Genomic DNA, 11,700 nt, shown 5'->3' with positions numbered 1-11,700 from the left:
GCTGCTTGCAAACAAACCAACAAACCATTCTCTTAACGGTGGAACAGCAGCTACTGTTATCGATCCGATCATAAGCACTGCGGCAATTATGAATATCATCTTTTGCAAGGTCGTCTTTATCAATGAATGGGGTGTTTTATCTTGATCTTTGGTCAATCTGCGGATCCTTCTTCTGTATGCTGATGAAAAATCACATTTTTCATCAGATATCAGCTGCATTTCTTTTGCACATGGCAGCACAACTGCTTGTTCGATCGCTTTGCAGAAATTTTCATTTTCGTTCATAGTTTGCACCTCTCAGCTTTTCCAATAAAATAGCTTCAGCTTTTCTCAGATACTTATATACTGTATTTCTGGATATCCCCATTAAATCAGCGGTTTCATTTGCGTTGTGACCGTAATAATAAAAATAAGTGATAACAGCTTTATACTTGTCTTCAAGCTGACCAATAGCGTTAGTCAGATCAGAAATATCATACTCATTAAGCTTAGCTATATCCGGCACATATTCAGAATCCTCAAATGAGTCATTTTCAAAATATTTTTTCTCCGTATTGTAGATCCGATATGATGCCCTTCTAATAGTTATAATCAAATAAGCGTCCATTTTGTACACAGGCAAATTGTGAACTTTCTTAAAATTTTCTGCTATCCTGTAAAAAGCCTCCCAAACGGCTTCTTCTGCCAATTCGTGTGAATTAAGAATTTTAAAGGCTTCACGATATAATTTTCGTTCATATTTATTTACTATATTTTCAAAATCGCTTTTATCTTCCTCATCATCGATCAATGCCATATATATCGGCAGCATACAATCACTCCCTTCCTGTCTCCACTTTCAGAATATCATCCGTTTCCAAATTAAGTATATCATATTTTTATACACCATGCAACAAGGTTCTCTAAAATTTTACTTTTGTCGGATGCTGACTTGTAATTGCATAACAAAAGCGGTCAAGATGAAGGGTGATAACAAAAAAATGCCTAACCAAAAATTTCCGTAATAAAAAGTACCCTCAACTTTTGTTTAATCACAAACACCGCCGCAGGTCACGCATTTGTGACCTGCGGCGGTGAATTTGGTTCTGTAAGATGTGTTTTAGTTAAGAGTGTGCACCATCCATCCAAGAACCATAAGCTTGCGATTCTATTTTTTCTTTACTCATTTCTTCAAATTTTGAGATAGTATCACATAATTTCCTGTCATAATACGAACAGCAGTTATACATATCTTTACCGATCTTTTTAAAATCAGTATTTACATTAACGCCTTTATCGGAACAGTAAACGATGTATTCATGTCCGTTTGAAATTCCACGAGATATAATATTTGCTTCTGATATTTGAAAAAATGGCTGTGATATATTGGTTTTCATATTTTATCCTCCAAATACTGATTTGATGCTACGATCAACTATCGCATTCAGTTTTTTCTTTGTTTTGAAATATTATACCACGGCATAATTGAACTGTCAACCACACCAAACCGGCAAAAGCTGCTTGATTTATCCCTTGATTTAATTTGCAAAGTGTGGTATAATAGCTATAAACCTGCGTATAATACGATCATAAGATATATGTAAACTTGCGTATTATCGAAATTGAGAATATATTCTAACCTGCGTATTATCAAAGTGAGGTGTTGTTATGATACTAAAGCGTAAAATGTATAATAAACTACTGACGCTGAAAAAAGAACTGAATGGTAAAAAAGCCTTTCTTATCGAGGGTGCAAGACGTATCGGCAAGTCTACTATCTGCGAGGAGTTTGGCAAGAACGAGTACAAGAGCTATATCCTGATCGACTTTGCAAAATGTCCAGATGAGGTCAAGGGCTATTTTCAAAAGCATATGAATGACCTCGACACGTTTTTTATGCTCCTGTCCACATATTATGGTGTGAAATTGTTTGAACGTGAGTCGCTTATAATTTTTGACGAGGTGCAAATGTACCCAAAGGCAAGAGAATGTATTAAATATCTCGTTGCCGACGGCAGATATGACTATATCGAAACAGGCTCGCTGATCTCCATCAAGGAGAATGTAAAAAACATCGTCATTCCGTCGGAGGAACGTCATCTGAGTATGTATCCGCTGGATTTTGAGGAGTTTTGCGATGCTTTGGGTGAGGGGCAGATCATTGGCTATATCAGAAAATGCTTTGCAGACAGAGAACCCCTTGAAAACGAGCTGCACCATAAGGCAATGCTACTTTTTAAGCAATATATGCTTGTGGGCGGTATGCCGCAGAGTGTTATTGCGTTTCTTGAAAGCAGGAAGGATTTTGATAAAGCTGACGTTGAAAAGCGTGATATACTCGCACTCTATCGCAGCGATATTATGAAGATCGATGCAAGGTATCGCAGCAAGGTGCTTACCATATTTGATCAGATACCGGGACTGCTTTCTCAGCACGAAAAGCGTGTGGTGTTCAGTAATGTTGTCGCACAAAGTACGGCGGATCAGTATGAAGAAACATTTTTTTGGCTGTCAGATTCTATGATATCCAATGAGTGTTTTCTATGCAACGATCCGAATGTTGGGCTGTCGATCAACGAAAACAGAAGTTATGTAAAGTGTTATCTCGGTGACACTGGGCTGCTCGTAAGCCACGCATTCGATGAGAACGAACTGCTTGAAGATGAGGTCTACAAGCAGATACTCGGTGACAAGCTGAACATGAATGAGGGTATGCTTTACGAGAACACCATTGCTCAGATGCTGACGGCAAACGGTCACAAGCTGTATTTCTATACACATTACAACACTGAAAAGCACCGAAACGATATTGAAATAGATTTTCTTATTTCCAACAACAGTAAGCTGAAATACAAAATGTATCCTATTGAAGTTAAGTCCGGCAAGCGATATTCCATAGAGTCCTTGAAACGCTTTAGGGAGAAGTATAAGGCAAGGATCGGAGAGTGCTATGTCATTCATCCACGTAATCTTTGTTTCAAAGAGGATATAGTTTGTATTCCGCCGTATATGACAATATGTCTGTAAAAAACCGCCGTTCGGGAACTAGCCTGAACGGCGGTTTTGCTTTTGTGTCACTTTATGTACAGTCTATCCGCTAATCTGAGAAAGGCATTTTTATATGTGCAACGTAATGTATGTCAATAGTTTAGAGAAATACATTTAAAACGTCATAAGAACGTTACGATTTTTACACGAATATTAAAATTATGATATAATTTCCGGCCATATAGTGCTACTATATAGTTGCAAATAAAACTAGAATCAGAAAGGACGGTTAAAAATATGAGAAGATTTAATGGATATATGCACGGCATCGATATCGGAGGCTGGCTGTCACAATGCGATTACAGTAAGGAACATCTTGATAATTTTATTACAGAGGAGGACATCAAGCGTATAAAGGGCTGGGGCTGCGACCACGTTAGAGTGCCTGTGGATTATAATATCTTTCAGGACGAAAACGGCTTTATAGAGAGCGGCTTCGACTATGTTCAGAAGTGTATCGACTGGTGCGGAAATAACGGTATCAATATGATACTTGACCTCCATAAGACAATGGGCTTTTTCTTTGACAAGGCTCAGGCTGAAAGCGGATTCTTTGATAACGCTGAGCTTCAGCAGAAATTCTATGACCTTTGGGAAGAGTTTGCAAAGCGTTTCAGCAAATATTCTGACAGGGTCTCTTTTGAACTTCTCAATGAGGTAACTGACCCGAAATTCAGTGCAAAATGGAATGCTATCGTTGAAAATGCCATAAAGCTTATTCGAAAATACAGCTCTGATATAAATATCATTGTGGGCAGCTACTGGAACAACTCTATTGATTCAATGAAAGACCTTGATAAGCCTTATGACGAGCATATAGTTTATACTTTCCATTGCTATGACCCATTTCTTTTCACTCATCAGGCTGCCTATTGGGTAGATGAGATGCCAAGAGATTTCAGGATCGATTATCCTGGCAGCGTCCCAAAATACAGAAGTGAGATAAAGCGTCTTGGTCTTGAATATATGCAGACATACGAGGAGGTCAAGACAGAGAAATTTACGCCTGATTATTTTATGGGAAGATTTGCTGAGGCTGTAAGGGTCGCAGAGGAAAGAAATGTTCCTATGTATTGTGGCGAATACGGTGTTATAAATCTTGCATCTGCTGAAAATACTCTTAACTGGTACAAGGATATAAGCAGTGCCTTTGAGAAATGTTCTATCGGAAGAGCGGCTTGGTCATACAAGGGTGTTGACTATGGCTTTATTGACGGACATCTTGACGGCGTTCTTGATGAACTGGCAAAGTATCTTTAATAGATCATTTCTTAATATAACTCCATTTTTGGACAAGCTCGGTCACGTTTGCCGAGCTTGTTTTTTTTATGCTTAGTTTCATAAATTGATGTTTGCTCATAAAATTCTATTTACGATAATTATTTGATATAAATAATTAAATATTGATATAATAGTTTTAAAACAAAGAGTATAATATAAACATAATAATTCATAGTCACTTTCTTATAATAACTTCCGAATAAACAGATCTGCTTGAATATCAAGTGGGTCTGTTTTCATATATTTATAATCTTTCATAAATTTGATATTAAACACTTTTATGATATTTATGTTACGTTTTTGATATAAACAAAACGTTTACATAGTTATAATATATACAGAAACAACAAAATAAATTGCTTTTAGCGAAAAATTTTATTGAAAAATAGGAGGAAAAGGTTATGATGATCAAAAAATTTGTAGCAGGTCTTTCAGCAGCGGTTCTCGCAGCAACAATGATGTCAGTTTCTGTTTCGGCAGCAAAGCTTGGCGATGTTGTTCACCCGTCAGAGGAGGACTCAAAAATGAATGACTCATATTACTCTATCGGAGCAATGGGCTTTTATATGGGTCAGGACTGGACCTGGAATCAGGGCGATTGGGTAGGCATCGATGATAATGGCAAGATAACTGTTGAATATAAGATAAGCAAAGTTATCACTGACAAGACAATGTCAGGCAAGGGAACTCTTGGAGATATGGGCGTTATGGTGGCTAATCTTCCTGATGGTGTTTATCCTGTGGACGTTAAGATATCTGACGCAAAGTTCGTTGCCGAGGACGGCACAACAACGGTTTTTGATTCGCTTAATTCTATCACTTCATTGGACGAGGACCCAGAGGGTGGAATAAGAATACATATCAGACCAACTGACGAGGTCAATGATGAAACAGGCGAGGTAACAAAGAAGGCTTGCCCTGAGGTCGCAGGCTGGGAGAAGGAAGGCGCTTTCAACGGCGGCACACTTTCAATGACGCTTGATTTCGGTGTTGCATCTGCCGAGGGCGGAGATTCAAAAACAGATGCTTCAAAGGCAGATTCAAAGTCTGATACTTCAAGCTCAAAGGCTGATACGTCAAAGAAAGATGTTTCTTCATCTAAGGCAGATGCAGGCAAGACTTCTGCAGCAGCGGCTACATCTTCAAAAGCATCTGACAATACATCTAAGGCAGCAGAAACAGGTGCGGCTGTTGGCGGAGCACTTGCTGTTATCGCTCTTGCCGGCACAGCAGTGATCGTTGCAAAGAGAAGAAAGTAATATTCGGAGGTATGGCTATGAATAATGCAAAAAGAGTTTTGACATTTGCCCTTGCGGTTTGCTCGCTTTCAGCATTTGCATCTTGCGGAAGTTCAAGTGATTCATCAAGCAAGGTAGTTGACAAAAAGCTTAAGGAAGATCAGCAGCAGATAGTTCAAAGACTTGCTGATGATATGAAAGATGTGAGAGATCTCAAGAGCAACGAAATAAAGTGGTTTTCACATTGGGATATCAACCCTACTGAGGCAGAGGACAAGGAGATAGGCGCTGACCTTGCTTTGTTCAAGACAAAGTATAATGGTAAGATAAACTGGGTGCAGACCACTTGGGAAACTAAGTTTGACGATCTTGCGGCACTTGTAATGTCAAATGATTCACCTGATTTCATCGGTGCTGATGATATGGACGTTTTCCCTAAGGGTGCTATAAAGTCAATGATAGAGCCTATCGACGATTATATTGATCTTTCAAAGCCTCTTTGGACAGACATAAAGGGTGCGACAGATCAGTTTATGCTTGGCGACAAGCATTATGTGAGCGTTATCAGAACAGACCCTGCATATGTTTTTGTATACAACAAGCAGACAATGGAAGATAACGGCTATGACGATCCTGCTGAGCTTTTCAAAGAAGGCAAGTGGAACTGGGATACATTCACAGAAATGTGTCTTGATTTTACTGACGCTGAAAGCGATAAATACGCACTTGACGGCTGGTATTATGAAAAAGCTTTGCAGCAGTCTTCCGGTGTGCCGCTCATCGGTATCACAGACGGCAAGCTTGTAAATAATATTTCTGACCCTATGATAGCAAAGGCTCAGAATATGATGTATGAGCTGCAGAAGAACAATGTTGTTTATCCAAAGCACGAGAACAACTGGAAACTCAGAGGCGACGCAGAGGGCAGCGGAATGGCAACAGGTCTGACGCTTTTCTATCCTATCGGACTTTGGGCACTTGAGAATGCTCCGTCAACAACTGTAAACTATGGCGATGTATCAAAGGGAGAGGTAATGTTCGTTCCTGTTCCTTGCTCGGCTGATAGCGATAAACAGTATATCCCTTCAAGAGTACACGGCTTTAGCATTGTAAAAAACGCTCAAAATCCTGAGGGCGTGGCAGCTTTCCTTGAATGCTGCCGTTATGCGGAACTTGACGAGGCTGCACATCAGATAACCCTTGATCAGTACAAGGACGATTACGGCTGGACAGATGAGATGCTTGAAATGAGAGAAACTATCTATGATCTGTCTGCACAGAACCCTGTATTTGACTTTGAACAGGGCGTATCTGCCGACCTTAACTCTATTTGCGATACTGCAATAAGAGGAACAATGAATCCGCAGGAGTCAAAGAGCTGGTCACAGGTCGTTCAGGAAAATGAAAAGGCTATAGATTATCTTATCGACGAGGCTATGGCTTCAATGAAAGAGGCTAAATAATATCTAATTATCAGAAAAAAGGGCGGCAGGGTGATTTGCCGTCCTTTTTCTATAAATATGAAGCTTTACTTGTGTCTGTAAATATGATATAATAAGCTAAAAAGCAGGGGGTGAAAGCTATGGAAATAAACAGAGAATTGTCTAAGCGGCAGTTTATGCAAAAGGAAAATGACTATCATCATTCACCATATGAAACGGAACTGGAATTTTATTCTGCGGTGCGGGCGGGCGATCTTGAAACGGTCAAACGTTTGTATACGCCGCTGGATACAAACGGAAAGGGCAGGCTCAGCAAGGACGACCTTAGAAACGTCAAGTATCATCTTGTCATAACCATAGCTATGCTGTGCAGGTTTTGCATCGAGGGTGGACTTGACCCGGAAACTGCGTATACCATAAGCGATATATACATTAATAAATGTGATGAGTGCCGCAATGAAGAAAGCGTTATGGCTGTACACAAGGAAGTCATCGTTTATTATACAAAGCAAATGAAAAAGGCGGCGTCACAGAACGTTTACTCAAAGCATATCCTTATGTGTTTTGACTGCATTTTCGATAATATTTACAAGGGCGTGACCGTGAATCAGATAGCAGATGAACTGAACATAACGCCACAGTATCTTTCAAAGCTTTTCAGAGAGGAAGTTGGCGTAAAGATCTCTGATTTCATTATGTCAAAAAGGATACAGGCGGCTGAAAATATGCTGAGATATTCTGAATATAGTCCGCTTGATATAGCCAATTATCTTGCTTTCAGCTCGCACAGCCATTTTATTGCCTGCTTTAAGAAACAGACAGGACTTACACCGAAACAGTATAGAGATCAGTTTTTCCGTGCAAACTGGAACAAGCATAGTACAAGCAGATCGAAAATATAAGTTGATGTTAATAATCTGATATTTGCATTACTTTTCTGATATAAATATCACATTTGTTGATTTATAATACTTATAGAAGATAAAATTCTGATATTTATTCGGAGGTAATGAAAAATGAAAAAAGTTTTGGCTATGTCGATTCTCACAATGATAGTTATGTCTATGGGTGGCTGCGGTGCTTCATCTGACAGCAGTTCTTTGCAAGATGTCAGCAGCAAGGCGGAAACGGAAAGCAATTCTCCATACACGGTTGAGGCAGATTTCAGCAAGGGTGCGTCAAATGATTTTTCCATTTCAGCAGGCTGGTCAAATGGTGATCCGTTCAACTGTTCGTGGAGCGAAGATAACGTAACTTTCAATGACGGAAAAATGCAGCTTACCATTGACAGTATGGGCGATTCCGAAGCGTACAGAGGCGGCGAGTATCGTTCAAAGGAGAACTATGGCTATGGACTTTATGAGGTATCGATGAAAGCCATAAAGAATGACGGCGTTGTATCATCGTTCTTTACATACACAGGTCCGTCGGAGGATAATCCTTGGGACGAAATAGATGTTGAAGTCCTTGGCAAGGACACAACAAAGGTGCAGTTCAATTACTACACCAATGGTGTTGGCAAGCACGAATACATGTATGATCTTGGCTTTGACGCTTCTGAGGATTTTCACACTTACGCATTTGAGTGGAAAGAGGACGGCATAACTTGGTATGTTGACGGAAAGGAAGCATACAAGGCAACGGAAAATCTGCCTGTTACGCCTGGTAAAATAATGATGAATGCGTGGAACGGCATTGGCGTTGACAGCTGGCTGAAAGCTTTTGACGGAACAGTTCCGCTGACGGCGGAATATGAGTGGGCAAGGTTTACGGCAGAAGAGTAAAATTCATAAAAAGGGGAGTTCTTATGAGCGTTGATATTCAAGAGAAAAGCTGCATATCAGACGGCAAAAAGATTTTTGGAAAACTGTATATTCCTGATACTAAAGCAAAGAAGTATCCTGCTGTGATACTTAGTCACGGCTTTAACAGCATCGGTGATGATATGGCGGATATTGCTTTGACTTTTGCGGAAAATGGCTTTTTAGCATATACTTTTGATTACTGCGGTGGCTCTACACGATCGCATAGTGACGGAAAGACTACGGATATGAGTATTATCAGCGAACAGAATGACCTAAAAGCTGTTATTGATATGATAAGTGGACTTGATATATCAGATAGCAAACAGATATATCTTTACGGCGAAAGTCAGGGAGGATTTGTTGCCGCACTTACAGCCGCAGAAATGCCTGAGCGTATTGCAGCAATGATACTGCTGTATCCTGCATTCTGCATACCGGATCAATGGCTTTCCAAAGATCCTGAAAGTATGTCGAAACCCTTTGCCTTTATGGGAGATATGCTGCTTTCAAAGAAATTTTATGATGACGTTCCGAGATATGATATTTATGACAGAGTGAGTCGATATAATAGTCCAGTGATTATATTCCACGGCGACAGTGATAAAGTGGTGGATATATCATATTCTGAGCGACTGATAAATGCTTTTCCAGATGCAATGCTGGAAGTTATAGAGGATGCAGGTCACGGCTTTTGTGGTGATGACAGGGAATATGTAAAGCGTGCGGCAGTTAAGTTTTTGACAATGTTGTAAAGCTGAGATTAAACACATTAGCTGACCTTGCGTACAGTAGCTTCACAAGGAATGTCGATGTCAGTTTTCGGTTTCGAAAAATAAACCGTGTAAACGCAATAATCGCCAAATTTCTGACAATACTAAAATTGCAGCCAAGCAGGGCAACGCTGAGGAGCGACCTGACGCAGGCTGTGAGATAAAACGGTGGAAAGCGGCGGCAGAAATGTCGTCGTTTTTCAATATTCCACCGGATATCTCCAAAGCGGATAAACCTCAGGGGTTTGGGGACAGAGTCCCCGACAGCCGTCAGGCTGCAAATCTGTCCTCAAAGTATATCGCAAACTGAGAATACGCCAGACCCCAGTCTCTGATAGGCATGGTCCACTTCTTGGCTATCTCTTTGACGCTCATATAGATGACCTTGCGTATGGAATCATCGGTCGGAAAAACCGCCTTTGATTTTGTGAATTTTCTTACCATTCTACGGTAGCTTTCGACAGCGTTCGTCGTATATATTATCTTCCTGATCTCCTGCGGATATTCAAAGAATGTTGTCAGTTCAGCCCAGTTTTTGTCCCATGATTTTAAGATGTTGGGATATTTCTTGTCCCACTTTTCACGAAACTCTTCCTTTGCATATTCTGCATCATCAAGATTGACTGCACCGTAGATTTTCTTTAAATCAGCGCATACAGCTTTTCTGTCTTTGTAAGGCACGAATTTACAGCTGTTCCTGATCTGATGAACGATGCAGAGCTGATTCTTTGTCTTCGGGAAAATAGCATTTATCGCATCACAAAGTCCAGTCAGATTATCTTGACAAGCGATGAAAATGTCCGTAACACCGCGATTTTTCAGGTCTGAGCATATACTTGCATAAAAGCTTGCTGACTCATTTTCAGAAATCCATGTTCCAAGAATCTCCTTCTGACCCTCCATGTTGATACCAAGCACGGAGTACACGCATTTGCTGATGATCTTGTTGTCTTTTCTTGAATTGAAAACAATTCCGTCAAAGAAAACTACGGGGTATATTTTGTCAAGAGGACGGTTCTGCCAGTCATTTACCTCAGGAAGAATTTTGTCGGTTATACGGGAAATGAGTCCCTGAGAAATTTCTGAACCGTAGATCTCATGAAGAGTGTCCTCAATATCACGCTGAGACATTCCCTTAGCGTACATCGCCATGATTTTCTGTTCAATTTCATCTGTGTGAGTCTGTCTTTTTTCGATGATTTTAGGCTCAAATTCACCGTTTCTGTCACGGGGAACGGCTATTTCACACTCGCCGTAATCGCTGGAAATGGTCTTTTTGCCGTAACCATTTCTACTGTTGCCGGAATTGTTGCCGAGAACAGAGTTTTTCTCATAACCCAGATGCTCGTCCATCTCAGCTTCAAGCATCTGCTCGATAGTTCCTGCAAACAAACGCTTGAGTTAAGCCTGAATATCGCCTGTGCTTTCGCACTCCGCCATGATGAGCTTCACGAGCTCCATTTCCTTCTCGCTTAAACCGTGATCTCTTGTTTTCATTACAATCTACCTCCAAATTTCTTTGTGGGTATTATTGTCATTTACACGGTTGGGTATTCAGACTCAAAAAGAACTATCTAATCTTGAAAAAAGGGTACAGCAAACACACCGGCAGAAATACAGCGCTTTTTGCCGATCATTAAAATGTTGAAAAATATCTTTTTCAGGCTGCTTTTCTGATTGCGATCTTCTTCAAGTGAAATTTATGCAGATTAAAACCACAGCAAATCATCGCAATTTCTAAATTCATGGCATTTAAGCCACGTCTTCTGGCTCTTGTGTATGACCGATTCCACTTGATGATACCATTTGCACCTTCAGATTGAATGCTTCTGTTCATTCTGAGAAGCGCTCCATGAATACAATTAAGATTTTCCAAAACTTCTTTGTGAAATGCAGTCAATTCTTCATTTATGCGAACTATGCGATTTCCCTTGCATTTGCAGCACTTTTCTTTATGAGAACAGTTTGCACATTCTTCACACTGATAGAATTCTTCTGTTCTCCCATATTTGTTTCCCTTTATGGGTCTGCTGTAAACGTAATGGAATTTTTTGTTGTTAGGACACACCAGATCACCATTTTCATCTATGCGGAAATTCACTGCTCTGTATGGATCATTATGGTATTTAATATTCTT

11 protein-coding genes and 1 pseudogene are annotated in these 11,700 nt (G+C 40.1%); 7 read left to right on the top strand and 5 right to left on the bottom strand.

Going from position 1 to position 11,700, the window contains the following annotated elements; all coding sequences use genetic code 11:
* From DW938_RS15020 to DW938_RS13465, 3 genes are all read right to left on the bottom strand, one after another.
* Positions 1–285 (bottom strand): hypothetical protein (locus tag DW938_RS15020; protein WP_207660716.1); only part of this gene is annotated, 285 nt, incomplete at its 3' end.
* Entirely contained in the window at positions 272–811 is a 540-nt protein-coding gene (locus tag DW938_RS13470; RefSeq protein ID WP_118125412.1) for a sigma-70 family RNA polymerase sigma factor, read from the bottom strand. The genes DW938_RS13470 and DW938_RS15020, both read right to left, overlap by 14 nt.
* Before the next feature lie 292 nt (positions 812–1,103).
* Positions 1,104–1,376, bottom strand: a complete 273-nt coding sequence (locus DW938_RS13465) for a hypothetical protein (protein WP_118125410.1) — start codon at positions 1,374–1,376, stop codon at positions 1,104–1,106.
* A 271-nt stretch (positions 1,377–1,647) separates the two neighbouring features.
* On the opposite strand from DW938_RS13465, the gene DW938_RS13460 reads away from it, so the two are divergent.
* From DW938_RS13460 to DW938_RS13430, 7 genes are all read left to right on the top strand, one after another.
* Positions 1,648–3,006 carry an AAA family ATPase gene (locus DW938_RS13460; protein WP_118125408.1) on the top strand — a complete coding sequence of 453 codons (1,359 nt, stop codon included), beginning with the start codon at positions 1,648–1,650 and terminating at the stop codon, positions 3,004–3,006.
* Positions 3,007–3,264: 258 nt separating this feature from the next.
* Positions 3,265–4,287: a cellulase family glycosylhydrolase gene (locus tag DW938_RS13455; RefSeq protein WP_118125406.1), complete on the top strand. Its 1,023-nt coding sequence runs from the start codon at positions 3,265–3,267 to the stop codon at positions 4,285–4,287.
* A 422-nt stretch (positions 4,288–4,709) separates the two neighbouring features.
* Positions 4,710–5,567: a hypothetical protein gene (locus DW938_RS13450; RefSeq protein WP_117928361.1), complete on the top strand. Its 858-nt coding sequence runs from the start codon at positions 4,710–4,712 to the stop codon at positions 5,565–5,567.
* 17 nt (positions 5,568–5,584) lie between these two features.
* Positions 5,585–7,009 (top strand): ABC transporter substrate-binding protein, encoded by a 1,425-nt coding sequence (locus DW938_RS13445; protein WP_242992559.1) that lies wholly within the window; start codon positions 5,585–5,587, stop codon positions 7,007–7,009.
* A gap of 119 nt (positions 7,010–7,128) precedes the next feature.
* On the top strand, positions 7,129–7,890 hold the full coding sequence (locus DW938_RS13440) for a helix-turn-helix domain-containing protein (protein WP_117878607.1): 762 nt from the start codon (positions 7,129–7,131) through the stop codon (positions 7,888–7,890).
* A 114-nt stretch (positions 7,891–8,004) separates the two neighbouring features.
* A complete protein-coding gene (locus DW938_RS13435) occupies positions 8,005–8,772 on the top strand; it encodes a glycoside hydrolase family 16 protein (RefSeq protein WP_118125401.1) in 768 nt (255 codons plus the stop codon).
* Positions 8,745–9,545: an alpha/beta fold hydrolase gene (locus tag DW938_RS13430; protein WP_117878611.1), complete on the top strand. Its 801-nt coding sequence runs from the start codon at positions 8,745–8,747 to the stop codon at positions 9,543–9,545. The genes DW938_RS13435 and DW938_RS13430 overlap by 28 nt, the downstream gene beginning before the upstream one ends.
* 288 nt (positions 9,546–9,833) lie before the next feature.
* On the opposite strand, the pseudogene DW938_RS13425 reads toward DW938_RS13430, so the two are convergent.
* A pseudogene (locus tag DW938_RS13425) lies at positions 9,834–11,024 on the bottom strand (IS256 family transposase).
* A 199-nt stretch (positions 11,025–11,223) separates the two neighbouring features.
* A partial coding sequence (locus DW938_RS13420; protein WP_181984459.1) for a transposase occupies positions 11,224–11,700 on the bottom strand: 477 nt, incomplete at its 5' end.

Source organism: Ruminococcus sp. AM43-6, assembly GCF_003461785.1.
Lineage (GTDB): Bacteria > Bacillota > Clostridia > Oscillospirales > Ruminococcaceae > Hominimerdicola > Hominimerdicola aceti.
The sequence above is the reverse complement of the archived record's forward strand: the minus strand, read 5'-3'. Positions and strand labels throughout refer to the sequence as shown.